The organism is Arcobacter sp. F155, from assembly GCF_004116455.1.
Classification (GTDB): domain Bacteria; phylum Campylobacterota; class Campylobacteria; order Campylobacterales; family Arcobacteraceae; genus Halarcobacter.
Map to the genome: position 1 here is coordinate 17,531 of NZ_PDJU01000015.1, position 26,697 is coordinate 44,227.

At 29.9% G+C, this 26,697-nt stretch carries 26 protein-coding genes; 12 read left to right on the forward strand and 14 right to left on the reverse strand.

Features of this window, described 5'->3' with window-relative positions; translation table 11 throughout:
- The first annotated feature begins 38 nt into the window (after positions 1 to 38).
- The 5 genes from CRV03_RS13270 to doeB2 all read left to right on the forward strand — a co-directional run bounded on the left by CRV03_RS13270 (position 39) and on the right by doeB2 (position 6,797).
- Positions 39 to 1,268: an HD domain-containing protein gene (locus tag CRV03_RS13270; protein ID WP_129085626.1), complete on the forward strand. Its 1,230-nt coding sequence runs from the start codon at positions 39 to 41 to the stop codon at positions 1,266 to 1,268.
- A 373-nt stretch (positions 1,269 to 1,641) separates the two neighbouring features.
- Positions 1,642 to 2,886, forward strand: a complete 1,245-nt coding sequence (locus CRV03_RS13275; RefSeq protein ID WP_129085627.1) for a diaminobutyrate--2-oxoglutarate transaminase — start codon at positions 1,642 to 1,644, stop codon at positions 2,884 to 2,886.
- Between the two features lie 121 nt (positions 2,887 to 3,007).
- Positions 3,008 to 4,402, forward strand: a complete 1,395-nt coding sequence (locus CRV03_RS13280; RefSeq protein ID WP_129085628.1) for an NAD-dependent succinate-semialdehyde dehydrogenase — start codon at positions 3,008 to 3,010, stop codon at positions 4,400 to 4,402.
- Positions 4,403 to 4,424: 22 nt separating this feature from the next.
- Positions 4,425 to 5,609 (forward strand): M24 family metallopeptidase, encoded by a 1,185-nt coding sequence (locus CRV03_RS13285; RefSeq protein ID WP_129085629.1) that lies wholly within the window; start codon positions 4,425 to 4,427, stop codon positions 5,607 to 5,609.
- A 30-nt stretch (positions 5,610 to 5,639) separates the two neighbouring features.
- Complete coding sequence (gene doeB2, locus CRV03_RS13290) at positions 5,640 to 6,797, forward strand: N(2)-acetyl-L-2,4-diaminobutanoate deacetylase DoeB2 (protein ID WP_129085630.1); 1,158 nt, start codon at positions 5,640 to 5,642, stop codon at positions 6,795 to 6,797.
- Between the two features lie 23 nt (positions 6,798 to 6,820).
- On the opposite strand, the gene CRV03_RS13295 is transcribed toward doeB2, so the two are convergent.
- The gene (locus CRV03_RS13295) at positions 6,821 to 8,773 is read right to left on the reverse strand and encodes a TonB-dependent receptor (protein WP_129085631.1); all 1,953 of its coding nucleotides are present in this window, start codon (positions 8,771 to 8,773) and stop codon (positions 6,821 to 6,823) included.
- Between the two features lie 132 nt (positions 8,774 to 8,905).
- On the opposite strand from CRV03_RS13295, the gene CRV03_RS13300 reads away from it, so the two are divergent.
- Genes CRV03_RS13300 through CRV03_RS13310 form a run of 3 tightly spaced genes read left to right on the forward strand, consistent with a single transcriptional unit; the run spans position 8,906 to position 10,290 of the window.
- Positions 8,906 to 9,127, forward strand: coding sequence for a hypothetical protein (locus CRV03_RS13300; RefSeq protein ID WP_129085632.1), 222 nt, complete (start codon positions 8,906 to 8,908; stop codon positions 9,125 to 9,127).
- A 2-nt stretch (positions 9,128 to 9,129) separates the two neighbouring features.
- Positions 9,130 to 9,540 carry a hypothetical protein gene (locus tag CRV03_RS13305; RefSeq protein WP_129085633.1) on the forward strand — a complete coding sequence of 137 codons (411 nt, stop codon included), beginning with the start codon at positions 9,130 to 9,132 and terminating at the stop codon, positions 9,538 to 9,540.
- 3 nt (positions 9,541 to 9,543) lie between these two features.
- Positions 9,544 to 10,290, forward strand: a complete 747-nt coding sequence (locus tag CRV03_RS13310; RefSeq protein ID WP_129085634.1) for a hypothetical protein — start codon at positions 9,544 to 9,546, stop codon at positions 10,288 to 10,290.
- 231 nt (positions 10,291 to 10,521) lie between these two features.
- On the opposite strand, the gene CRV03_RS13315 is transcribed toward CRV03_RS13310, so the two are convergent.
- The 8 genes from CRV03_RS13315 to greA form a co-directional block, all read right to left on the reverse strand.
- Entirely contained in the window at positions 10,522 to 10,806 is a 285-nt protein-coding gene (locus tag CRV03_RS13315; RefSeq protein WP_129085635.1) for a hypothetical protein, read from the reverse strand.
- Positions 10,807 to 10,890: 84 nt separating this feature from the next.
- Positions 10,891 to 11,544 (reverse strand): endonuclease III, encoded by a 654-nt coding sequence (gene nth, locus CRV03_RS13320; RefSeq protein ID WP_129085636.1) that lies wholly within the window; start codon positions 11,542 to 11,544, stop codon positions 10,891 to 10,893.
- 12 nt (positions 11,545 to 11,556) lie between these two features.
- Positions 11,557 to 12,132 carry a DJ-1/PfpI family protein gene (locus tag CRV03_RS13325; protein ID WP_129085637.1) on the reverse strand — a complete coding sequence of 192 codons (576 nt, stop codon included), beginning with the start codon at positions 12,130 to 12,132 and terminating at the stop codon, positions 11,557 to 11,559.
- Between the two features lies 1 nt (position 12,133).
- Complete coding sequence (gene uvrB, locus CRV03_RS13330) at positions 12,134 to 14,107, reverse strand: excinuclease ABC subunit UvrB (RefSeq protein ID WP_129085638.1); 1,974 nt, start codon at positions 14,105 to 14,107, stop codon at positions 12,134 to 12,136.
- A gap of 11 nt (positions 14,108 to 14,118) precedes the next feature.
- Positions 14,119 to 14,688: a hypothetical protein gene (locus CRV03_RS13335; protein WP_129085639.1), complete on the reverse strand. Its 570-nt coding sequence runs from the start codon at positions 14,686 to 14,688 to the stop codon at positions 14,119 to 14,121.
- A complete protein-coding gene (locus tag CRV03_RS13340; protein ID WP_129085640.1) occupies positions 14,685 to 15,380 on the reverse strand; it encodes a UDP-2,3-diacylglucosamine diphosphatase in 696 nt (231 codons plus the stop codon). Before CRV03_RS13340 ends, CRV03_RS13335 begins: the two co-directional genes overlap by 4 nt.
- Positions 15,370 to 16,374, reverse strand: coding sequence for an N-acetyl-gamma-glutamyl-phosphate reductase (gene argC, locus CRV03_RS13345; protein ID WP_129085641.1), 1,005 nt, complete (start codon positions 16,372 to 16,374; stop codon positions 15,370 to 15,372). Before argC ends, CRV03_RS13340 begins: the two co-directional genes overlap by 11 nt.
- Positions 16,374 to 16,859 carry a transcription elongation factor GreA gene (greA, locus tag CRV03_RS13350; RefSeq protein WP_129085642.1) on the reverse strand — a complete coding sequence of 162 codons (486 nt, stop codon included), beginning with the start codon at positions 16,857 to 16,859 and terminating at the stop codon, positions 16,374 to 16,376. Before greA ends, argC begins: the two co-directional genes overlap by 1 nt.
- Positions 16,860 to 16,937: 78 nt before the next feature.
- Between greA and CRV03_RS13355 the strand changes: the two genes are divergently transcribed.
- Both CRV03_RS13355 and CRV03_RS13360 read left to right on the forward strand, forming a co-directional pair.
- Positions 16,938 to 17,588, forward strand: coding sequence for a ThiF family adenylyltransferase (locus tag CRV03_RS13355; RefSeq protein ID WP_129085643.1), 651 nt, complete (start codon positions 16,938 to 16,940; stop codon positions 17,586 to 17,588).
- A gap of 81 nt (positions 17,589 to 17,669) precedes the next feature.
- Entirely contained in the window at positions 17,670 to 18,575 is a 906-nt protein-coding gene (locus CRV03_RS13360; RefSeq protein WP_129085644.1) for a chemotaxis protein CheV, read from the forward strand.
- A 45-nt stretch (positions 18,576 to 18,620) separates the two neighbouring features.
- Here the strand turns inward: CRV03_RS13360 and argH are convergent, their stop codons facing one another.
- The 5 genes from argH to CRV03_RS13385 all read right to left on the reverse strand — a co-directional run bounded on the left by argH (position 18,621) and on the right by CRV03_RS13385 (position 24,883).
- Positions 18,621 to 20,018 (reverse strand): argininosuccinate lyase, encoded by a 1,398-nt coding sequence (argH, locus tag CRV03_RS13365; protein WP_129085645.1) that lies wholly within the window; start codon positions 20,016 to 20,018, stop codon positions 18,621 to 18,623.
- 101 nt (positions 20,019 to 20,119) lie between these two features.
- Positions 20,120 to 20,980, reverse strand: coding sequence for a DMT family transporter (locus CRV03_RS13370; RefSeq protein WP_164968667.1), 861 nt, complete (start codon positions 20,978 to 20,980; stop codon positions 20,120 to 20,122).
- A 95-nt stretch (positions 20,981 to 21,075) separates the two neighbouring features.
- A complete protein-coding gene (locus tag CRV03_RS13375) occupies positions 21,076 to 22,548 on the reverse strand; it encodes a PAS domain-containing methyl-accepting chemotaxis protein (protein WP_129085647.1) in 1,473 nt (490 codons plus the stop codon).
- Between the two features lie 139 nt (positions 22,549 to 22,687).
- Positions 22,688 to 23,668 (reverse strand): iron-sulfur cluster assembly scaffold protein, encoded by a 981-nt coding sequence (locus CRV03_RS13380; RefSeq protein WP_129085648.1) that lies wholly within the window; start codon positions 23,666 to 23,668, stop codon positions 22,688 to 22,690.
- 18 nt (positions 23,669 to 23,686) lie between these two features.
- The gene (locus CRV03_RS13385) at positions 23,687 to 24,883 is read right to left on the reverse strand and encodes a NifS family cysteine desulfurase (RefSeq protein WP_129085649.1); all 1,197 of its coding nucleotides are present in this window, start codon (positions 24,881 to 24,883) and stop codon (positions 23,687 to 23,689) included.
- A 238-nt stretch (positions 24,884 to 25,121) separates the two neighbouring features.
- On the opposite strand from CRV03_RS13385, the gene CRV03_RS13390 reads away from it, so the two are divergent.
- Together CRV03_RS13390 and CRV03_RS13395 are read left to right on the forward strand one after the other, a co-directional pair.
- Positions 25,122 to 25,889 carry a transporter substrate-binding domain-containing protein gene (locus CRV03_RS13390; protein ID WP_164968669.1) on the forward strand — a complete coding sequence of 256 codons (768 nt, stop codon included), beginning with the start codon at positions 25,122 to 25,124 and terminating at the stop codon, positions 25,887 to 25,889.
- A 132-nt stretch (positions 25,890 to 26,021) separates the two neighbouring features.
- The gene (locus tag CRV03_RS13395) at positions 26,022 to 26,690 is read left to right on the forward strand and encodes an amino acid ABC transporter permease (protein WP_164968668.1); all 669 of its coding nucleotides are present in this window, start codon (positions 26,022 to 26,024) and stop codon (positions 26,688 to 26,690) included.
- Positions 26,691 to 26,697: the final 7 nt, after the last annotated feature.

Consider the following 26,697-nt stretch of genomic DNA (forward strand, 5'->3'; position numbering starts at 1 on the left):
TTCTTTGGCGATGACTCAAAAAACAAAAAGGATGATTGATGATAAATCCAAAAATAATTGATTATATCTTCTCTTCTGCATCTATTCAAAGATGGAATGACTACCCAAGAATGGTTGAGCTTGTAGAGCTTGACAAACAAGCCCACAAATTTATTATCGCTTACTTTATCGCAAAATTTGAAAAAGACATAAACTACACTCACTTAATTGAAGCTGGTGTTTTTGAATTCCTTAGACGTGTAGTTGTAACTGACATAAGACCTGATGTTTTTAGAAATGCCTTACAAAAAAGAGCAAAAGAGATTAACTCTTGGGTAATTGCAAATTTAAAAGAATCTTTACAAAATATAGACAATGGTATTTTTCTTCAAAAATTTGAAGACTATTTAAACAACCCTAATATGTATAAAAAAGAGAGGTTTATACTAAAAGCAGCATCATACCTTTCTACTAAGTGGGAGTTTTCTATTGTATATCAAACTTCACAATTTCTTTCAGATATTGAAGATGTTAAAAAAAGTGTTGAAGAAGAGATTGAAGACTATTATGAATTAATTGGTGTTAGAAAAATTGCACTAAATAAAAAACTTGCAAAAATAGTTGACTTAAGTGGAAGACTAAGATTTCAAAAAAGATGGGCACAAACTCCAAGAGTTCCAGAAACTTCTGTATTAGGTCATATGCTTACTGTTGCAATTTTTTCTTACTTCTACTCACTTGAAGTAAATGCTTGTGATAAAAGATTAGAAAACAACTTCTTTGTTTCTCTTTTCCATGATTTACCAGAAGCTTTAACTAGAGATATAATTACTCCTGTAAAATACTCAGTTGATGATTTATCAGATATTATTGCTGAGTATGAAATCAAAAAAATCAATGATGAGATTTTACCAAATATTCCAGACTCTATTCATGATGAGTTTTGCTACATACTTGGAATGTTTGAAGAACATAAAGATGAGTTTGAAAATAGAATCTATGAAGATGGAAAATCAAAACTTGTTGATGATGTCTCAAAATATAATATGGATAAATACAACGCAATTGATGGTGTTGCACTTAAGCAGTGTGATAAACTTTCTGCCTTTGTTGAAGCATCTCTTTCTATCTCCCATGGTATTAAATCAAAAGAGTTAGTAAATGGAAAAAAACAGATAATGAAATCCTTCAAAAAAGTTCAAGGTGTAGACTTTGAAACAATTGCTAAAAAAATTGATGAAGAGTTCTGTACAACAGGACAAACACAAGTAAGAATGGATTTTGATTAATTTTTATACAAAATTTTTCTAAAAATGATTGACTCTTTTAAAAATATTAGTTACCATCTAATATAAACTTTTTAAAGGAGCTTTCAAATGAGTTTTTTTAACTTCTTTATTTTAAAAATCAACCATACAATTTGTTTCGCTCTAAACTTATGTAAAAACATTTATATAAGTAATCACCCTATTAAATATATTCAAAACTTACTAGTTCAAGAAAAAAGCCTTATTATTATCGCCAGATAGACCCTTCCTACAATTAATTACAATAAAAAATTAATTGTCTATTGGAATAACTAATTTGCATATTAATTATCAAATTAGAATGGGTCTTTTCAAATACTATAAAACAAATAAAAAATTTAAAAAAGGATCTAAAATGGCAAATGAAACAATAACTTTTGAAAAAAATGAATCAGAGATTAGAGCATATTGTAGAGCAGTTCCAACTGTATTTAAAAAGTCAAAAAATGCTGTTATGACAGATGAAAATGACAAAGAGTTTGTTGACTTCTTTGCAGGTGCAGGGGTTTTAAACTTTGGACACAATAACCCTAAAATGCAAGAAGCAATTATAGATTTTATTCAAAGAGATGGTGTTGTTCACTCTTTAGATATGTTTACAGATGTAAAAAGAGAATTCATAGATACTTTTGTTGAAACAATTTTAAAACCACGTGGATGGGAAGATAGAAAACTTCAATTTACAGGACCAACTGGAACAAATGCAGTTGAAGGGGCATTGAAACTTGCAAGAAAAGTTACAGGAAGAACAGAAGTTGTTGCTTTTAATAGAGGATTTCATGGAATGACACTTGGAGCTTTAGCTTGTACAGCTAATAATGCTTTTAGAAGTAGCTCAGGTGTTCCTTTAACTCATGTTATTAGAGATACGTTCAATGATATGGAAGCCTTAGAAAACTTACGACAAAAAATGTTTGATTTAGCATCAGGAATGCTTCCTCCAGCAGCATTTATTGTTGAGCCTGTTCAAGCAGAAGGTGGTGTTAGAGTTGCTACAAAAGAGTGGCTACAAGGTGTTCAAAAACTAGCAAATGACACAGGTGCACTATTTATTCTTGATAGTATTCAATGTGGTAGTGGAAGATGTGGTAGTTACTTTAGTTTTGACGACCTTGACATTGACCCAGATATTATTATTTTAGCAAAAGGTCTTGGTGGTCTTGGAACTCCTATTGGCATGCTAATTAATAAACCTGAAGTAGATAAAGCTTGGAGTCCAGGACAACATACTGGAACATTTAGAGGCCAAGGACTATCTTTTGTTGCTGGTAAAGTTGGTATTGAGTACTTTAAAGATGAAGAGTTTAACAATGAAACAAAAAGAAAAGGAAATATTATTAGAGAAGTTTTAGATGAACTAAACTCTAAATACTCAAAAGTAGTTGATGTAAGACAAAAAGGAATGATGTTAGCAATTGAGTTTGATAGTGCTGATACAGTAAAAGAGATAACTGCAAACTGCTACAAAAATGGCTTAATCATTGCAGCTTGCTCAACGGGAGAGATTATTAAATTTATTCCACCTTTAACAATAGAAGATGATGTTTTAAATGAAGGTCTAAATAGATTTGTTGCTTCAGTAGAAGCAGTTTTAGGATAAAAGCAACTTGTTGCTTCCTTTAGGATTTGTTTCTTTAGATGAGATTTATTCTCATCGCTAAAAGAAAATATAAATAAATTTAGGTCCCTTAAAAACTGGGACATTTTTTAAGGATAGAAAAATGGGATACAGCAATACACACTTTAAATCAATCAATCCATATACACAAGAGACTGTATATGAAATAAAAATGCATACACTACAAGAAGCTCGAGAAATTTTAGAAAAAGCCCAAGATGTTTTTGAAACAACTTGGGAAGATACAAGTTATGAAAAAAGAGCAGAACTTTTAAATGCCGTAGCAAAAGAGATGAAAGACAATCTTGACTACTATGCACTTCCTATGACAGAAGAGATGGGAAAACCTATCAACGAAGCAAGAGGAGAAGTAAACAAAGCTGCTTGGGCAGCTGAACACTATGCACAATTTGGTGAGGACTATTTAAAAACTGAATTTTTAGAATCTGATGCAACTGAAAGTTATGTACAATACCTTCCTATAGGAGTTACTCTTGGTATTTTACCTTGGAATGCACCATTTTGGTTAGCATTTAGATATTTAGCACCTGCACTTATGTCTGGAAATGCTTGTGTTATGAAACATGATTCCCACACTCCACTTTGTGCAGTAAGAATTATTGAGGCCTTTGAAAAAGCAGGTGCTCCTAAAAACTTAGTTCAAAACTTAGTAGTAGGACATGAAAGTTTAGAATCAGTTATTAGAAATCCTATTGTAAAAGGTGTATCTTTAACAGGTTCATCAAAAGCAGGTGCAAGTGTTGGTGCTATAGCAGGAAGTGAAATAAAACCAGTAGTTTTAGAATTAGGTGGAAGTGACCCAGCTATTGTATTAGCTGATACAAGTGATTTAGAAAAAGCTGCTGATACTATTGTTCTTTCAAGATATATCAATGCAGGACAGTCTTGTATTGCAGCAAAAAGAATTATAGTAGAAGAGCCAATCTATGAAGAGTTTATTGAACTTTTAAAAACAAGATTTGAAAAACTTAAACTAGGTGACCCAAAAGATGAATCAACTACTATTGGACCTATTGCAAGGAAAGAGCTAGTTGAAGAAATGCACAATCAAGTAGATAGATCTATACAAGCTGGGGCTAGACTTGTTTTAGGAGGACAAAGACATGAAGGTCAAGGCTTCTTCTTCCCTGTAACAATGCTTGTAGATGTGAATCCTGGAATGGTAGTATCATGCCAAGAAACATTTGGACCAATTGCAGCAGTAATAAAAGCAAAAGATGAAAAAGAAGCTATAAAAATAGCAAACGATACAGAGTATGGTCTTGGTGGTTCAATCTGGACAGGAGATGTTGAAAAAGGAAAAAAACTAGCAAGCAAAATTGTTACAGGACAAGTTTCTGTAAATGGTATTGTTAAATCAGATCCTAGACTTCCAAGTGGAGGGGTAAAAAAATCAGGTCTAGGAAAAGAGTTAGGACCACATGGTATTAAAATGTTTGTAAATACTCAACAAGTATGGGTAGGTCCAGTCAAATAGACTTATAATAAAAGGAAGAACTATGCAAGCAAAATTACCTTTTACTAAAAAAGAGTATATTCAAAGAATCAGAAAAGTAAAAGCAATGATGCAACAAAGAAGAATTGATGTTTTACTTGCTACTGACCCAGGGAATATGAACTGGCTTACAGGATATGATGGATGGTCTTTTTATGTTCATCAAGGAGTAATAATCAGTCTTGATGAAGAAGAGCCTATTTGGTTTGGAAGACTTATGGATAGAAATGCAGCCTTGATAAAATGCTATATGAAAGAAGATAATTTATATGGCTATCCTGAAAAGTATGTACAAAACCTAGACGAACACCCAATGACTTGGATTGGAGAAAATATTATCAATAAAAAAGGTTGGGGAAAAGTAAATATTGCAACAGAAAGAGATAACTATTACTATTCAGCAGAAGCACACTTTAGATTAATGGCAACTCTTCCAAATGCAAACTTTATAAATGCAAACAACCTAGTAAATTGGGCAAGGGGCAAAAAGAGTAAAAAAGAGATTGAGTATATGAAGATTGCAGGAAGAATCACTCAAAAAATACATCAAAGAGTACTTGATATTGTAAGAGTTGGTATTCCTAAAAGTCATGTTGTATCACAAATCTATGAAACTGCCATTGAAGGAGTCGATGGTTTTGGAGGAGACTACCCTTCTATAGTTCCCTTACTTCCATCAGGGCCAGATGCATCAGCTTCTCATATTACATGGGATGATAGACCTTTTAAAAGAAAAGAAGCAACATTTTTTGAGATATCAGGCTGTTATAAAAGATACCATGCACCAATGTCAAGAACAATTTTTATGGGAAAACCTGAACAAAAGTTTCTTGATGCCCAAAATGCTTTACAAGAAGCTATTCATGCTGGATTAGAAGAAGCAAAACCAGGAAATAGAACTTGTGACATAGCAAATGCTGTAGACAAGGTAATGAAAAAATTTGGAATAGATAGAAATGGTGCAAGATGTGGCTATCCAATTGGAGTTAGTTATCCACCAGATTGGGGTGAGAGAACTTGCAGTTTAAGAGCTTCAGATTTAACAGTTTTAGAAGCAGGTATGACCTTTCACTTTATGCCAGGAATTTGGCAAGATGATTGGGGAATGGAGATTACGGAGAGTATTCTAATTACAGATGATGGAGTAGAAACACTATGTGATTTTCCAAGAAAGCTATTCATAAAATGATATAATTGGATTAATAAGAAAGGAGTTATTATGTATAAAAATTTTGATGAAGTAATAGATTATGCAATAAATTTTAGACATAATTTACATAAAAACCCTGAATTAAAATGGGAAGAAACTAATACTGCAAAAAATATTAGAGAAGTTTTAGAACAACATGGAATTCCTTTTAAAACCTATGCAAATACAGGAACTGTCGGTTTACTGGCTCAAGATAAAAAAGGCCCTCATATTGCCTTAAGAGGAGATATTGATGCCTTACCTTTAGAAGAGAAAACTGATGTAGCATATAAATCACAAAAACCTCAATGTATGCATGCTTGTGGACATGATGGACATACAGCTACCTTAATAGCTGCTGCAATTTGGTTAAAACAAAATGAAGACAAACTTCCAAACCCTGTTTCATTAGTTTTCCAGCCTGCTGAAGAAGGAGGACATGGAGCTAAAAAGATGATTGAAGAAGGTTGTTTAGAAGGTGTTGATATGATATTTGGTTGGCATAATTGGCCAGCTATAAAGTTTGGTCAAGCAGTTTGCCCAGATGGTACAGTTATGGCAGGAAATGGAACTTTTCATATTGATGTAAAAGGAAAAGGTGGACACTCTTCTCAACCTGAAATTTGTAAAGACCCAGTTTTAGCTTCAAGTGCTATAACTTTGGCTTTACAACAAATTGTTGCAAGACAAATTGCTCCTCAAGATAGTGTAGTAGTTTCAGTGACATCAATTGACGCAAGAAGTGAACTTACTACCATTCCTGATAATGCAAAAATAGAAGGAAGCATTAGAGTTCCTACAATTGAGCTAAAACAGTTTGTTTTTGAACAAATAGAAAAGATTACAAAAGATGTAGCAAAATCTTATAATGTAGAAGTTGAAATTGAATTAAGAGATAGATATCAAGCAACAATAAATCATGAAATACAAGCTTCCATGATGAGAGAAGCTTTAAAGAAAACTCTTGGCGAAAACTGGCAAAGTAATATAGCTACACCAATTATGGCAAGTGAAGACTTTAGTTACTACTTAAATACAATCCCTGGTGCTTTTGCACTTATTGGAAGTGATGATGGAATTGAGAAACATCAAAAACCTTGTCACAATGTATATTATGACTTTAATGATAAGCTTATAAAACCAGCTAGTACTACACTTATGAGACTAGCTAATTTTGATATTAATTAAACTAAGAAGTAAAGCTTCTTAGTTTAAAAAGAGTATTTTAAATTTACGTAAAAATATCTTCCTGGGTCATTAATAAGAGTTTGTTCTCCTGCTGTAGGAATATATTTTATATCTTGGTAAGTATTTGTTGAAGCATATGTTTTGTCAAATAAGTTATCAACACCAAGAGTTAAATTAAAGTTTTTATTTAACTCTCTATCATACTTCATATTTACAACTGCATAACCATCTAAGTTCTGTTCATTTGCAGAACTATCATATTCATTCCAGTTATCAACCGCAATAAGCTCTGTAGTAAACTTAGATACATCTTTTTGATATGTTAAACTTAAGTTCATTTTTAATGGTGGGATTTCTGCTAAATCTTTATCAGCATAATTACCATCTTTTTTACCTCTTTGATAAGCTAATCCATAATCTAAAATGAACTCATCATTTAATAAGTAGTACCCGTTTACACTTGTACCATAAATTTTTGCATCAATATTTTCAAAAACCCCTGCTCCCATATTATAAATATAGTCATCAAGTTTTGAATAGAATAGTTTAGTTTTTACATTGAAATCACCAATAGTTTTTTCAAACCCTAAATCTATTTCATAGTTTTTTGTAGCTTCTAAATCATGGTTTGTTGAACCATAGTATAACTCTCTTGCATCTGGAACCCTTGAAGATTTACCAATACCTGCAAAGATTTTAGTATCTTTATCAAGATTATAAATAGAGAAAATATGTCCATTTAATTCATTATAGTCTCTATCTGTTTTAGATGAATCAGTAACATCAATTTCAGTATCATCATATCTTGCACCTACTTCTAAATCAAGAGCTCCAAATGATTTTTTGAAAGAAGAGAACATTGCAATATTTCTTGTATCAGTTGATGATAGTGAAGTACTATCCATGGTACCTGTAGAGTTATACATTCTACCTCTCCAGTTTCTTGTACTTGTATCAAGTCCAACTAATAATTCACCATTTGCAATATCTAACTTATTTTTTAGTTTTGTTCCCCAAATTGAAGATTTCATATGATTAGTTATAATTGCCATAGGAGGCATCATTCCAGTTGTTCTATTTCTTAAAGCTGTACTCATTGGGTGGTCAACTTTTGAGTAGTAGTATTCTAAGTTTAACTCTTTTGAATATTCTCCTAGATTTCTTTTCGTATAATCAAATGTATAAATATCTGAATCATCATAATCTGCATCCATTGGAGTATTTGGATATAAAACATTATCACTTCTATTTGCAGTATACGACACAGTTATTTCAGAAGAATCATCAATATTAAAAATTGCTTTTGTTAAAATAGTCTCTTTTTCATAAGCTTCAATATCATCACTTTTATATCTATTTGCAACAGGAACATTTTTTTCAATTTGTTGCTCTAAAAAGTCATTACCATCACCATCTTTATATTGGTCTGATTCTTCTTTTGAAGCTGATAATAAAAGTTTTACATGTTCATTTCCACCACTAACAGTAAATGAACCTTTTTTATAACCATAACTTCCTAGGTTTAGATTAACTTCACCACTTAGCTTTTCACTTGGTTCTTTTGTTTTAACTTTAACTAAACCACTTAATGTACCAAAATTTTCAATATCATAAGGACCTTCAATTACTTCTACAGTTTCTATATTATTTGTTAGTACATGAGAAGTTGCTGGGTCCATTCTATTTGGACATGCTCCATAAATCTTACTATCATCAATTAATATATTGATATTATCTTTTTTTGCACCTCTTAAAATAATATCATTTGCAATACCACTTCTTCTTACTAAACTTATAGAAGGAACTTTTTTTGTAAGTGTTTCTGCTAAGTCAGCAGATTTTATTTGTTCACTACTAATATTATTTACAACTTTTTTATTAACTTTTTCAGAAACTTCAACTAAAGGTAGGTCAATAGTTTCATTAGCAAGTAAAGATAATGTACAAGCCATAGATAAAGAAATAATCTTTTTCATTTAACGTCCTTGAATTTTTTTATTATTCTAATCTGCCTGTGTTAATTAATTGTTAAACTTTATATATTTTTAAGAAAAGACTTAAAAACTTTTTTTATTTTTTTTTATGATATACTTCCACAAAGGATTTTTATGGCTAAAATTACACTTGATATTGATGAAAAAAATGTAAAAACTGTAATGAATATTTTAGATAATTTAAAAGATGGACTTATAAATAACATCTCAACAAATAGACAATATAATAGTGCAAAACCAGTATCTAGTTCTATTGATAAAACATCGAAAAAAGCACCCTCACCAAATAAGTATTTAAGTCCTAGTGAATTTAAAAACAGACTAAAAGGAAACTAATTATGCAAATAATGTTAATAGCAATTTTATTTATTGTTTTAGTAGCTTATATAATATATAAAGTAAATGGAAAATTTGAAGGAAAAGAGTTCGGTATTCTAATTGCTGTTTTAGTTTTAAGTGGTATTCTAACTTATGCTTTAATAGAAGACAAAAAACAAGAAGTTCCAGAAGTTTTTAAAACAAAATATGAAAAAACACATGAGGTTAAAATCTCTAAGTTCTCATATGAAAGATTAAATAATAAAATGGTTTCTTCAAAAACTAACTTTATATATGATTTTGACTTTATTACTTTAAAAGATGGCAAAGAGTACCTTTGTAGTGTAAAAAATGTTAAAGTAGTAAAAATAGAAGATGAATTTGTATTTGAAAACTTTGACAAACTAGATGAAAAGTGTACAAAGAAATAGTAAATGTCACTAGAAAAAAAGTTTTTAAATAATATTAAAAAAACAACTTCTCAATTAAAAACTATTCCTTCACATAAAATGGATAGTGACTATAAAGCCTTGAAAAAGGCTTTTGATATTGCTTATGAAAATGAGCTTTTCTCTTTTCATAAATATCCTAGCCATAGTCCTGAACTACTAAAGTTTAGACTATTTAGAAAAATTACACCCTATTCTGGTTCTTTATCTTTTTTAGCTATTCAAATACTTGCAGCAAATGCAATTATGACAAAAAATAATTTTAAAAGAAAAGAACACTTCTTTAAAAAGAAATGTGGTATTTCTATAAACCACTTAAGAGATAATAAGACTGTTGTAAGTGCAAAGAAATGTCAAGGTGGATATAAATTAAATGGTCAACTTACATGGGCAAGTGGATATAAAATATTTGATAAACTGCTAATTGGTTTTCACTATGACAATAAAGAGTATGAAGTTCTTGCAAAGTTCAAAAAGAAAAAGGGGTTTAATATAATTGAAGCCCCTGAGACTTTTGTAGGCTACTCTTTAAATACGGTAAATATAGAATTAAAAGACTTTTTCGTAAAAGAAGAAAATATAGTTTCATCTCATGAAATAGGACACTATACAAAAAATAAATCTCTATCAAAAACTGTTCATTATGCTCTTTATGGAGTTGCATTAGGTGCAATTGAAAATATTGAAAATGAAAAATTAAAAAAGAGTCTAAAAAAAGAATCAATAAACTAAAAGATGCTTTTATTGAAACACAAAATGGAGCTTATTTAGACCAAATTAGAATTGACTTATTTAACACAATTCAAGATATTATTACAACAGCTATGATTTTAAATGGTGGAAAGTCTATTTTAATAGAAAAGAATCTTCAAAGATTTTATAGAGAGATTATAATGTTTAATTCAAATGGATTAAACTCACATATCAAAAATCTATTTTTAGAGAAGTTCATCTAAAAATAGACTACTGACCTCCTCCAACATCTGCTGCTAACTCATCATGTAAATCTTCTGTTTTAGGATTTGTGTCAAACTTCTCTTTTACTTTTGTTAAAGTATTGATAATACTATCAATATTTTCATAAGGAACTTCAACTTGTCCAGTTATTCTATCATTCTCTAAAATTTCAATCTTAACAATAGAGTCACTAAACTCACCATAAGGTTTTTCCACATAATAAAGATTGATTGAATCTTTTTTAAAATGATGTGCTAATCTAATAGAATCTATTTTTGTAACTGTTTTCATAATCAACTCCTTTTTGGAATTAATTAATAATAACAGTTATAATAAAATTTGTAAATAAAATAAAAAAACTAATTTTTTCTTTTATTATTGTGGTTTAAAAGACTTTGTTGTTTTGCATACATGGGGAAATAAACAATTGTCGCAATCAGGACTTAATGCTTTACATGTATATCTTCCAAATAAAACCATTGCTTGATGAAAAATATGCAAATCATCTTTTAATTTTTTTACTAAATCAGCTTCAGTTTTTTCAACTGTTTTTTCATATGAAAGTCCAAGTCTATGAGAAACTCTAAATACATGAGTATCAACAGCCATTAAATTTGCGCCCTCAAACTCAATCATAAATACATTAGCAGTTTTATTTCCTACTCCTGCTAGTTTGATAAGCTCTTTTTGATTATGTGGAATATCCCCATCATAATCGGCAATAACACTTTGTGCCATTTTTATAATATTTTTTGCTTTATTATTAAAAAATGAACAAGTTTTAAGTAACTCTTTTACATCATCTAAAGAAGCTTCAGCAAGTGAAAAAACATCAGGATACTTTTCAAATAAAGCTGGAGTAATAATATTTACTCTTTTATCAGTACATTGTGCTGAAAGAATAATAGCTATTAATAACTCATAGTCATTTTTATATTCTAACTCAGTAACAGCACCTGAATATTTTTCTTGGAAGGCTTCTTTAATAATTTGTATCTCTTCTTTTGTTGCTTTTTTAAGTCTTGGCAATTTTTTCTTCCTTTAATTTTTTGTCCAGTCAAACTGCATTTGTTTTGCGGTTTTTAAAGCTAAGTCTTCATTATAAAGTTTTGAAATCAAATGTAAACTCATATCAATACCAGCAGATATTCCAGCAGAGCTTACAATATTTCCTTCATCTACCCATCTGACATCATCTTTTACATCTAAGCTAGGAAAACTATTTTTTAAATCTTCAATATCTTCCCAGTGAGTAGTTACTTTATGGTTTGTTACAATATTTGCTTTTGCTAATAAAAAAACTCCTGTACATACAGAAGCTATAAGTTTACAAGTTTTTGTTTGTTTTGTAAGCCAATTAATAACATTTTGTTTTTCTAGTTCCTTAGTATGAACTCCACCAACAACTATTAAAACATCAAGTTTAGGATGAGTTTCAATTGTAAAGTCACTTAAAACCTTATACTCACCTCTTGCTTTTATTACTTCTTCTTTTTCAGAAATAAAAAATAGATTGTGTTTTTCTTCTAAAAATCTATTTGCTACAGAAAAAACTTCATAAGGTCCAGAAAAATCTAAAACCTCAGCATTATCATAAATATAAATTCCAATATTCATTTTACGCCTTTTTTAATTTCTCAATCTCATCACGTAATCTAATTGCTTCTTCAAAGTTTAAATCTTTTGCAGCTTTTTGCATCTGTTTATTTAACTCAATTAAGATTTTCTTTCTCTCTGCTGCTGGCATTTTTTGTAACTTCTCTTTTTTCCAAGCTACATCATCGTACTCTTCAAGTTTTAGATTTTCATCTATTGATCTTTTTGTTGTTTTAGGAGTTATTCCATGTTTCTTATTAAACTCTTCTTGTATAGCTCTTCTTTCATTTGTTAAATCAATTGCATACTTCATAGAATCAGTAATTTTCTTTGCAAAAAGGATTACTCTACCATTTTGATTTCTTGCAGCCCTTCCCATTGTTTGAACTAAAGAAGTTCTACTTCTTAGGAAACCTTCTTTATCTGCATCTAAGATAGCTACAAGTGATGTTTCTGGAATATCAAGTCCCTCTCTAAGTAAGTTAATTCCAACAAGAACATCAAACTCACCTACTCTAAGCTCTCGAATAATTTGATTTCTCTCAATTGCATCAATATCAGAGTGCATATATTTAACTTTAATTCCTAAATCAGAATAATAAGAAGTTAACTCTTCTGCCATCTTTTTAGTTAATACGGTTACTAAAACTCTTTCATCCTTTTCAACCGTTTTTTTAATCTCATCATGTAGTTTCTCTACTTGATACTCACTATCTTCTATTTGAATAATTGGGTCTAAAAGCCCCGTTGGTCTAATAATCTGTTTTGCTACCACATCACTTTTTTCTATTTCAAGCTCAGCTGGTGTTGCAGATACAAAAAGATATGAAGAAGCTTTATTTATAAACTCATCAAATTTTAATGGTCTATTATCTAAAGCACTTGGTAATCTAAATCCATAATCAACAAGAACCTCTTTTCTACTTCTATCTGCTGCATGCATTCCTCTAAATTGAGGTAAAGAAACATGTGATTCATCAACAATTAGTAAGAAGTCTTTTCCTATTTGTTCAAAATAATCCATAAGTGAATAAGGAGTTTGTCCGGGTTTTAGTCCAGTTAAATGACGTGCATAGTTTTCAATTCCTTTACACATACCAGTACCTTCAATCATCTCTAAATCAAACTCAACTCTTTGTTTTAATCTTTGATACTCAACTAGCTTATCTTCTTTTGTAAAGTAATCAAGCCTTTCATCAAGCTCTTCTTCTATTTGCTTTACTGCTTTGCCTAAATTTTCACTTGTAACAACAAATGGATTAACTGAGTAAATAATAGCTTCTTCTAAAGACTTTGTTTTTTCATTTGTTAAGTATTCATGTTTTGTGATTGATTCTACTTCATCACCAAAGAACTCAACACGAATATACTCATCTTCAAAATAAGCAGGATAAATATCAATAACATCACCATTTACTCTAAAATCAGCCCTATCAAAAAATGAATCATTTCTTTTATATCCCATCTCTACAAGTTTAAGTAAAAACTCTCTTTGAGAATATTCAAAGCCTACTTCAATTCTTTGAACCATTGCTTTATATTCATTTGGATTACCTAAACCATAGTTAGCTGAAACTGAAGCAATAACAATAACATCATCAAAGCTAAGTAATGATGCTGTTGCACTAAGTCTTAATCTTTCTAATTCACTATTAATAGATGAATCTTTTTCTATAAAAAGGTCAGTTCTTGGAATATATGCTTCTGGTTGATAATAATCATAATAAGAGATAAAATATTCTACGTGATTGTTAGGAAAGAACTGTCTAAACTCAGAATATAACTGTGCAGCAAGAGTTTTATTATGAGTCATAATTAATGTTGGCTTTTGAGTTTTCTCAATTACCTTTGCCATAGTATAAGTTTTACCAGAACCAGTAACACCTTCTAATGTTGTATATCTATTTCCATCTAAAATTGATTTACTAATTGCATCAATTGCTACAGGCTGGTCACCTGCTGGTTCATATTCACTATTAACTTTAAATTGTGCGATAATATATCCTTTTAATAGTTTTTATAATTTGCCAAGAAGTAAAAAAGTATTGAGATATCTTTATTTGACCATAAATACTCTTTACATAAAGAGTCTTTATCTAAAGAAGTATCTACATGATTTTCATATTTTTTTATTAAACCCCTTACAAAGCTTTTCATATCATTTGCTGATGATTTAATTAAAAATGGATGAAAAATTGCATCTTGATTTGGAATAAAAAACTCTTGGTCTTGTTTATACATCATAAATAAAAAAGAAACCTGCCAAGTATGCCACTCTTTTTTATCTAATTCATTTAAGTCCATTTTTTTATAGTCAAAGATTTTATAAGACTCATATACTTTTTTAGTAATTCCTAAAACTTCTTTTTTAGACATTTTTTCAATTACATTTGGTAAATAAAGCTTCATTGTATTTGGCATATTTACTTTATGATAAGAAGTACTCATCTTATGCCTTTTCTTACTTTTTTTACCACCTTTATTTTGCATTATCAACATAATGATAATAACTAATAAAACTACAATGATTACAGATATAACCATAAGAAAAGTCATAATTGTACTTTCATTAATCATATATTTACTCCTGCAAATTCACCATCAAATAATACATACTGTTTAGAACAACATAATGATGGAATATTTATATAAGTTTGTTTTTCGCTTTTGAAAGTTTTACCTTGATGAAAATGTCCTTCAACAACTAAATCTGTTTTATAATTAGAAAGTCTTTTTTTAGCAAAAGAGTCAAAGTCATCAATCACACCACAAATATTTTTTTTAAGTAAAGAACTCTCTATTTTTTTAGAGATTACATTAGCAAAATCTATTAGATTTAAAAATACAAGTAAAGGTTTATTCCTAATAATTGTGCAATACAGATTATAATGCCACGGAGTAAAAATATCTCCATGGGACATAGCTATTGTTTTATCTTCAAAGATAAAGTTAACTGGTTGATTTTCTCTTTTAAATACTTTTACATTTGGAAATATATTTTGAAGATTGTAGTCATGATTTCCCTCTAAATAAAAAACCTCAATACTATTTGAGATTTGATTTATTAAATCAACAACTTTTTTATTTGTTTTTATAAAGTATTTACTTTCACCAGAAATAAAATCAATAATATCCCCCATCAAAAAAAGTTGTGATGGGTTCAATTGTTTATTTGCAATTTTTTCTAAAAGTGTTAATAGCTCTTGGTTTTTCTCGTTAAAATGAGAATCAGCTATAAAAATTGAATCTTTTTTTATACTATGGAACATAAGCTATTTTTGGAATTCCTTCTTCTTCATCTAATCCACACATTAAGTTTGCATTTACAACTGCTTGAGATGAAGCACCTCTTAATAGATTATCAATAGAAGAGTTTACAAATAGTGCTTTTCCATTTGTTTCGACAAAGATATCACAGAAGTTTGTTCCTGCTGTTGATTTTAAATCAACAGGAGTATTTCTAACTCTAACAAAAGGAGAGTCTTTATAAGCTTCTTCTAAAACTTTGTTTACATCAACATCTTCTTTTAGTGTTGCAAATACAGAAACTAACATTCCTCTTGTAATAGGTAGTAGATGTGGCACAAAATTGATTTGACAATCAACACCCTTTACTATTTTTACTTTCTCTTGAATTTCTGGCATATGTCTATGTTTAAAAGGATTATATGCATGGCAATTTTCATTTAAATGACCAAAATGAGTAACCTCTTTTAAACCTTTTCCAGCTCCACTCATTCCTGTTTTTGCATCAATAAAGATTTGTGCATTTGTGTCAATATAATCAATAAAAGGGAAAAGCGCTAAAAGTGCTGCTGTTGGGAAACATCCTGGGTTTGCAACTAGTTGTGAAGACTTTAACTCTTCTTTATAGTACTCAGGAAGTCCATAAACTGCATCTTTTATATGTTCTTTATCTTCATGTGGACAATAGTGCTCTTCATATGTTTCAAGCTCTAATCTATAATCAGCAGATAAATCAACAACCTTTACTCCAAGCTCTAAAAGCTCTTTTGCAAAAGACATAGAAGTTTTATGAGGAAGTGCTAAAAATGCTAAATCTGCAACTTTAGCTACCTCATTTGCATCTGCTTTTGAAACTTCAACATCAATAATATCTTTTAAACAAGGATGTAGTTCTTGAACATTTTGTTCCCCTGTAGAGTTTGCAATATAAGAGATATTAAATGTTGGATGATTAATAAGAATCTTAATTAACTCTAGTCCTGTATAACCACTTGCTCCAATAATTGCTACATTCATTATAGTTCTAGCTCCTTATATCCTACACTTAAAATTTCAAAAGATGTTTCACCACCTGGTAAAGTAGCAGTAAGTTCATCACCTTCTTGTTTTCCTAAAAGCTGTTTTGCTAATGGAGAGTTAAAAGAGATTAAACCTTTTTCGGCATTTGACTCTATTCCACCAACAATTGCATATGTAAACTCTTCATCTGTTTCTACATCTACTAATTCAACTGTTGAACCAAAACTCACTCTATCATGAGGTAAAGTTTCTGGGTCAATAATTACAGCCTTAGAGATAATTGAACCTAATTCACCAATTTGAGAATCTATAATTGCTAACTTATCTTTTGCAGCATGATATTCTGCATTTTCTTTTAGGTCACCTAGCTGTCTTGCCTCATCTAATGCAATCACTGTTTCAGGTCTTTCTTTATTTTTTAAAAAATCTAATTCACCTGTAATTTTTTCATATCCAACTCTTGTCATTGGCTCTTTATCCATGATAAGGCTCCTATTATATTATTGTTTTATTTTCATATTAATTTGATATAATATCGAAATTTTTATAAAAGAGTAGATATGCAAGAATACGATAGAACCATAAAATTATTTGGTGAAGAAAATTTTGAAAAAATTAAAAATGCGAAAGTTATTTTATTAGGTGTAGGAGGAGTTGGAAGCTTTGCTTTAGACTCACTATATAACACAGGTTTAACAAACATTACAATTGTTGATTTTGATACTTATGAAGAATCAAATATGAATAGACAATTAGGAAGTCATGGTAATGTTGGAAGAGTTAAAGTTGATGCTTTAAAAGAGAGATATCCAAAGGTTGAAGCAATTCATGCAAAAATAACCCCTGAGTGGATAGACAATTTTGATTTTTCATCTTACGACTACATTTTAGATGCAATTGATGATGTTGCTCCAAAAGTTCATTTAATCCAAAGATACTTTACAAAAATCATTAGTACAAGTGGTGGTGCAAAAAGGTTTGATCCAAGTAAAATTGAATACAAATCAATCTGGGACACCTACAATGACCCATTTATTAGAAAAATTAGAACTGAACTTAAAAAAAGAGGTTTCAAAAAGAAGTTTAAAGTTGTTTTCTCAGGAGAAAATCCAAACTGTATAGAGAAAGGTAGCTTTGAAGCAGTTACTGGTTCATTTGGCTTTATGATGGCTGCAATTACCATAAATAAGTTACTAAGCAGGGACAAGTAAAGTAATATTTTAGTAATATTCTAAAGTTTATTGTAAGAAAAAAACGTATATAATCTAGTATATTAGTCAAAAAGGGCATACATGAGTGGTATCAATAGTGTTGAACAAATGACACAAGGACATTTAAGAAATGTACAGCAACTAGCTGTTTTCTATACTGGTCATAATAATATTTACGCAATTAATATTGCAAAAGTTAAAGCATTTGTTATTGCAGAAGAAGTAACTATCAACGATACTCCTGCAGATAGTGATGTTGTTGCTGGTATTGCGACAATTAGAGGGGAACCTGTTACATTAATCAACCTTGATGCTTGGCTTGGTATTCCAAAGTTAAAGCAAGAAGAATACAAGTTAATTATCTATTGTGAATTCAATCACAAAAAAGTAGGTTTCTTAATTAAAGACATGCTGGATATTGTTGAAAAAACAACTGATGAATTAAGACATACAGAAGAAACAAACTCTAAAGTTACATATACAACTTATGTAAAAGTAAATGAAAAAGATGAGTTATGTACTGTATTTAATGCTGAACAATTATTACAAGACTTAGGTTGGGTTGAAGATGGAGAAGATACATTAAATAAATATGTAGAATCTAAATTCAATACAAATAAAATTGTATTAGCAGCTGAAGATTCAGGTGTTGCAAGAGAAGTATTAACTAAATTCTTCAAAAAAGCAGGAATCAATTATGAGATTTATAATAATGGAGCACTACTATTAGACAGACTTGAAGAGATTGATCCTTCATCAGTAGCACTTATTATTACTGATATTGAGATGCCTGAAACTGATGGTTTCCAAGTTGCATCTTTTGTGAAACAAAATAGTAAATACTCTGAGATTCCAATTATTGTAAACTCATCTATGACTACAGATGCAGTAAAAAACAAAATGAATAGTATTGGAGTTGATGGATTTATTGGAAAAACTGATATCCAAGCTCTATATGAAGCTGCAAAGAAGCACTTATCTTTCTAAATAAAAAAGACTAAATTTAGTCTTTTTTATTCTCTTTTCTTTTAATTATTTTCCTTGACTTTCTAGCCAATTTTTAAAATCATCTATTTGATTCTGAGTTTGTTTTGTTGATGTTCCACCTAATGAAGTTCTAGCATTCATAGAGTTTCTTAAATCTAAATACATAATAATCTCTTCATTAATATCTTTTAACTCTTCACTTGAACTTCTAATTTCATCAATTGTAAGTTCAGAGATATCTTTGTTTAAAGAGTTTGCTTTTGCCACAACATCTTTTGTAATATAATAAGCAGTTCTAAATGGCATATTTTGTTTTTGTACTAAATAATCAGCTAAATCAGTAGCACTTAAGTGCCCTATTTTACAAGCACCTTCCATTTTATCTACATTTACAATCATAGTTTTGATAACTTCATTTAAAATAGATATTGAAATTTCAACTGTTTTAACAGAATCAAAAACACCCTCTTTATCTTCTTGAGTATCTTTGTTATAGGCTAATGGTAAACCTTTCATAACTGTTAAAAGTGAAATTAAATTTCCATATACACGTCCAGTTTTCCCTCTTAAAAGTTCTGGTACATCTGGGTTTTTCTTTTGAGGCATAATAGATGAAGTTGTAGCATACTCATCACTCATTCTTACAAATTGGAACTCATAAGAAGACCAAGTAATTAACTCTTCAGAAATTCTTGAAATATGCATCATACAAGTAGAGATATTAAACAGAATTTCTAATGCAAAATCTCTATCTGAAACTGTATCCATTGCATGAGAAGTTGGAGCAGTGAAGCCTAACTTTTCACAAGTTGAGTTTCTATCAATATTATGTGGTGTTCCAGCTAATGCAGCACTTCCTAATGGAGAATAGTTGTTTCTTTCATAGGAACTTTCAAATCTTTGAAAATCTCTTTTAAACATATTTGCATAAGCAAGCATATGATAACCAAAATTAAGTGGTTGTGCATGTTGTAAGTGTGTCATTCCAGGAATTAAAGTTTCAGTATGTTTGTTTGCAACATTTACAAAAGTATCAACTAACTCTTTTAATTGAGCTTTAATTGAAAGAGATTTTTCTTGAACATAAAGTCTAAAGTCAGTTGCAACTTGGTCATTTCTACTTCTTGCTGTATGAAGTTTTTTCCCTGGTTCACCTATGATTTCAGTAAGTCTTGACTCAACTGCCATATGAATATCTTCTGTTGCAAGTGTAAATTCAAAATCACCTGACTCAATTTCTTTTTTTACTTGAAGTAAACCTTGCTCAATTGCTTCTTGTTCTTCTTTTGTTAAAACACCTTGTTCACAAAGCATTTGTGAATGAGCAATACTTCCTCTAATATCTTGAGAATATAACTCTTTATCAAACATGATTGAAGCATTAAACTCATCTAAAATCTGTGCATTTGTATTTTTTAGTATTTGATTATTTTGATTTGACATTTATACAATTCCCTATTTTTAACTATTAAATTGGATTATATCAAAATTAGGATATATTTGGCTAAAGGACATTATTGAATACACTTGAATTAATAAAAATGTCAATAATTACTTAAATAAACCCCAAGAGCAACTATTGCAATTCCTAATATTGTAATAAGCTCAAAGGTCTCACCATAAATAAAATATCCACTTATTGCTGCACTTACAGGTATTAAATAAAAAATAGAAGCTACTTTACTAACTTCTGCTCTTCTAATCATTATATATAATAAACTTAAAGCTCCAATAGAAACCCCAATTGTCATAAACAATAAAGCATAGATAAACTCACTTGTCCAAACAACTTCATATGAGTCAAACATTAACATTAAAATAAGACAAACAAAACCTGAAGCTATTGATTGAATGGCTCCACCAGAAAAGATATTCATATTTTCACAAAATTTCTTTTGATACAAATTTCCAAGAGAAAGTCCTAGTAAACCAAAAACAGATAAAGCTATTGAGTATAAACCTGCTGTTGTAATATCCATATTATTTACTAAAACTAACATTACGCCTACAAGCCCTACGAGTAAGCCAAAGGCTTGTATAATTCCAGTATCTTCACTTAGAAAACTTTTTGCCAATACTGCTACTAAAATAGGTTGTAAAGCAATAATCATAGCACTAAGAGCAGGTGAAAGCCCCATATCAATAGATATAAAAATCCCGATTGAAAATACTGCTACAGTTAGAATTCCAGCAATACTTATATGAAAGATATCTTTTATACTTGGTAAGTTTACTTTCATATATTTCATTATAAAGAGTAAAATTAAACCAGCAAGAAAAAATCTTAAAGTCAAAAAACTTAAAGGAGTAGAATATGGTAAACCATATTTTGCACCAACAAAACCACTTCCATATAATGCTACAAACAAAAAAGGAAAAACCAAATGTTTAATTTTTTCAATCATAATTATCTTTTCCCCATTAATAATATTTACTGATGTTAAAAAGTATAGCAACATTTGACTAGCTAGTCAACAAAGAAAATTAAGATTAAAAAATGCTAATGTTTATAATTATCTGTACCATTCAAACTTTTTGCTTTTACACTATCTTTTCCAATAAACTCTTTTTCATTTGCATTTGAAACAATAAGTTTTGCTATAGTATCTGTTTGAACAGTGATATCATGAGTTTGATTAGCAATTGATGCATTTTGTTGAGTTTGTTTATCTAAAGTTGTAACAGCATCATTTATTTGTTCAATTCCTAATTGTTGCTCTTTTGATGCACTTTCAATATCTGAAATAAGCTTTATTGTTTTAGTAATATTATCACTAAGACCATTATAACCTTCAATCATCTTATCTGAAATAATTTTACCATTATTAGCTTTTGTTGTTGCATTTTCTACTAAGTCTTTAATCTCTTTTGCTGCTTCAGCTGACCTTGATGCTAGGTTTCTAACCTCTTGAGCAACTACAGCAAAACCTTTCCCTGCTTCACCTGCTGTTGCTGCTTCAACTGCTGCATTTAGTGAAAGGATATTTGTTTGAAATGCAATTTGATCAATAACCGTAATAGCTTCATTAATAGCATTTACTTCATCATCTATCTCATTCATTGCAGTTGTAGTTTCTTGCGCTAATGTTTTTCCTTCATTTGCAGAACTAGTTACTTGATTTGCAAACTCTGCCATTTTCATTACATTTTGAGTATTTGAAGAGATATTACTTGTAATTTGCTCTAATGCAGCAGCTGTTTCTTCTAATGAGGCTGCTGCTTCATTTGAATTAAGGTTTAACTTATCTACATTTTCAAGTAGTATATTTGAGCTTTCATCAAGGGTTAAACCATTACTTTTATTCTCAACTAACATTTTGTTTATTACATCAGAAAGACTATTTAAACCATTAGCTGTCTCACCTAAATCCTTTCCTTCAACTCTATAAGTAAAATCTAATTTTTGATAAGAAGTTAATGCATTTGAGATACTATTTAAATCTCCATTAACTTTAGAAGAAACTATTTGAAATAGGTCATTTATACCATTTTTTAGTTCTTCTATTCCATCATTTTGTGTTTTTTCAGTGATAGTTTGGTCCATAACTCCCGTTTTTGCAATATCAATAGCCTCTTTTACACTCTCAATAACTTTTTTTGAATCAGTTATATCTTGTGCAAATTTAACTACTCTAGTTACTTTTCCACTTTTGTCTTTTACAGGAGTATATGAAGCTTGAATCCAAATAGAACTACCATCTTTTTTAAATCTTTCGAACTCATCTATTTGTGATTTTCCACTTGCTAGGTCTTTCCAAAAGTTTGTATATTCAGTAGTATTTATATATGTTTTATCACAAAACATACTATGATGTTTCCCTGCAACTTCATTTAAGTTATATCCTAATGCATTTAAAAAGTTATCATTTGCTTGTATTATTGTTCCATCAGGCTTAAATGATATGATTGCATAATTTTCTTCCATTGCAGCTAATCTTGCTGCCTCTTCTTCTGTTTTTCCTAAACCAAACATAAACTACTCCAAAAGTTGCTAATAATATTTTTCTTCTTTTACTTTACCTTAATCTTTTTAAATCTCTAGTTAGTAAAAATAAAAAAACCCAAGTTGAGTAAACAACTTGGGTTTTTAGTATAGTTGATTAAACTAATGATTAGATTGGTAATACTCTAATGTTTTCATCAACTTTTTGCTTAAGTACAGACTCAATTGCATATAATGTTCCAGTATCTCCTGAAGCACATCCTGAACATGCACCTAAGTATCTAATATATAAGTCATAGAATGGCATATTTTCTTTAATATCAATGATTTCCATGTTACCACCATCCATCATTAACATTGGTCTAATATCAGCATCTAATACTTCATCAATTGTTTTAATTCTTTGAACAATAGTCATTTTATCAAAAGTTGAAGAACCAGCAGCACTTGCATCAGCAGCTTCTTTTAATTTTTCTTGTTCCATTTCAGCTCTAACATCATTTAAAATATCAACTAAATAAATATCTTTCTCTTCATGTCCACCTGGTTTAATACATGATTTACAGAAAGCTCCTGCTTTTGTATAATCAGTAATCTCTTCAACAGTTTTTAAATCATTTAATCTAACAACTTCTTGAATTGTTCCTAAAGTTACCCTAGCACACTCACAAATAATTACTTCAGTCTCAAAAGATTCCATATCTACACCTTTATATGTAGCAGCAGCTTTTTTGATAACATCATAAGCCATTACAGAACAGTGCATTTTTTGAGGTGGAACAGCAGGAACATCTGGATGGTCTCTTAATGCTTTTTCAACATCAATATTTGTAATCTTAACAGCTTCATCAACTGTTTTACCTTCACATAACTCAGCCATAGCATCAGAAGAAGCAATTGCAGTACCACAACCAAAAGATTTGAATTTTGATTCTAAAATTTTGTTTGTACCTTCTTCAATACACCAGTAAAGTCTTACTGCATCACCACATGATTCTGCACCAAAGTCAGCAATGATTAGTTTTCCACCTAACTCTTTTGCTCTTTCTTCAGTAATTTCACCTTGGTGAGTTGGGTCATCCATTCTTCTAATAACTTGATTTGAGTATTCGTCCCAAATTGATCCACTAATTAAATCATTTTTTGCCATTTAAATATTCCTTAGTTTTTATAATTCTGATACGTGATTTTTTGGAGTGTATGCATAAGAACTAGAGATTCCTCTTAGTCTTGCAATAGCACCTTTAATAACATTGATTGCATAATCAATCTCTTCTTCTGTATTAAATCTACTTAAAGAGAATCTAACACCTGTATGAGCTAGCTCACTATCACTTCCAAATGCATTCATTACTGGATTTGCTTCTAAATCTTCTGAAGCACATGCTGAACCAGTTGATGCACCGATTGTTTTTTGATTCATATCCCATAGCATTGATTCACCCTCAACACCTCTAATAGAAATAAGTGTAGTATTTGGTGTTCTATTATCTTTTCCACCAATTACAATTGTTTCTGGGATTTCTAAAATTGCATTCTCTAATTTATCTCTTAATCTTCTAACTTCAGTATTTTCATACGCTAATGCCTCTGGTGAAGTTGCAAGTTTCATAGCAACTCCCATTCCAATCATAGATGCAACATCAACAGTACCTGCTCTGTGTCCACCCATTTGCTCACCACCATGTAATAATGGAGTTAATTCAAAACCTTTTTGAATATATAATCCACCAATACCTTTTGGTCCGTGGAATTTATGAGCTGATAATGATAAGTAGTTTACATTACACTCTTGAACATCAACTGGAACTTTACCAATTGCTTGAGTTGCATCTGTATGGAAAGGTACTCCTGCATCTTTACAGATTTGACCAATCTCTTTTACTGGGAAAAGTTTTCCAGTTTCATTATTTGCCCACATAATTGTAACTAGTGCTGTATCTTCTTTAATATAATCTGCAACTTGTTGTGCTTCTAATACACCCTCTTCATTTACTGGAAGATATGTAACGCTTACACCTTGAGATTCTAAAAATTTACATGTTGCAGTAATTGCTGGGTGTTCTACTTCACTTGTAATAATATGGTTTTTATTTCCATTTAAAATTTTATCTACCCAAATACCTTTAATAACAGTATTATTACTCTCAGTTGCATTTCCAGTGATGATAAAATCATCTTCATCTGCTGCGTTAATTCCAGAGTATAAGTAATCTAAAGCTTCAACCATTTTTGGATGTGTTCCTGCTCCAAACTTGTGTAAAGAGTTAGGATTTCCATAAATATGACAGAAAAAAGGTTCCATTGCTTTAAAAACTTGTGGATCAACCTTAGTTGTGGCATTATTGTCTAAGTATACTTCCATTCTTATTCCTATTTTTATTTACATTTTAACACGATATTATTCCATAATTATGTGTTATTTCTAATTAAATCGCGTAATTATATTTTAAATAGGATAAAAACAGTCTTAATTAAAAAATGTAGATATTTTTAATTAATTCTAATAAAAAAATAAGCTTCTTATGACATAATATAAAAAACTTTAAAGGTTATTATTTATGTTAAAAAAATTACTATTAACACTTATCGTACCGTTTCTAATGGTATTTATTTCTGGTTGTAATGATGATTCTTCTCAAACAAAAGAAGAGAAGAAAGTATTAAAAGTTGGGATGGAGCTTGCTTACCCACCTTTTGAAATGAGTGAAAAAGATGGAACACCTTCTGGAGTATCTGTTGATTTTGCAAAAGCTTTAGGTAAAGAGCTAGGACGTGAAGTTATTATTGAAAATATCGCTTGGGATGGTCTTATTCCTTCACTTAAAACAGGAAAAATTGATTTAATCATCTCTTCTATGACAATTACTGAAGAGAGAAAAAAGTCAATTGACTTTTCAATTCCTTATGCTCAATCTTCACTAGCTATCTTAGCAAACAAAAACTCTGCTATTTCTTCAATTAATGATTTAAACCAAGAGGGTAAAAAAGTTGCAGTAAAAAAAGGTTCTACTGGACACGTTTATGCAAAAGACAATTTACCAAATGCAGAAATTTTAGTATTTGATAAAGAAGCTGCTTGTGTTTTAGAAGTAGTTCAAGGTAAAGCAGATGGGTTTTTATATGATCAATTAACTATTTATAAAAACTATGCAAAAAATAAAGATACAACTGTAGCACTTCTTCAATCTTTCCAAGAAGACTTTGAATACTGGGGAGTTGCACTAAAAAAAGATAGCCCACTTAAAAAAGATGTTGATGCATTTATTAAAAAAGCAAAAGCAGATGGAACATTTGACTCTTTTGCAAATAAATACCTAACTGATGCTAAAAAAACATTTGATGACCTTGGCATTCCATTTTTCTTCTAGGACTTAAAAATTAAACTAAAAAATCTATTTATTAATGAATTAGGATTTAAAAAAGGTAAAAAGCTTTCAAAAGCTGCTTACCTTTTTAATTTTGTTCTTCTTATTGCTATTGTTTTTATTACATTTTATTTTATGTTTAAAAACATCTCTTATAACTTCAATTGGACAAGTGTTTATGAATATAGGCAAAAGTTTATTGATGGCTTTTTAATGACTATTATTATTTCATTTTTTGCTCTTATTCTAAGTTTTATTATTGGTCTATTTTTTGCTTATGGACAAAACTCAAAGTTTATACTACTTAGATTTTTTTCAAGGTTTTATATTGAACTAATAAGAGGAACTCCTCTTTTAGTACAAATACTTATTTTCTTTTATGTATTTGCAAATAATTTAGGCTTTGAAAATAGATATGTAGTAGGAACAGTTATTTTAGCTCTTTTTGCAGGAGCTTATGTAAGTGAGATTATAAGAGGTGCTATACAATCAGTTGAAGTAGAACAGTTTGAAACAAGTCTAAGTTTGGGAATGACAAACTATCAAATGTACAGATATGTGATTTTCCCTCAAGCTTTTAGAAGAATGTTGCCTGCTTTAACGGGACAGTTTGCAAGTATTATAAAGGACTCTTCACTACTTTCAATTATCTCTATTAGTGAATTTACAATGAATGCCCAAGAGGTAAATGCATATACTTACTCTACACTAGAAAGTTATATTCCCCTTGCAATTGGATATTTACTTCTAACCTACCCTATTTCATACTATACAAATAGATTAGAAGCAAAAATAAAAATGTAAAATTATG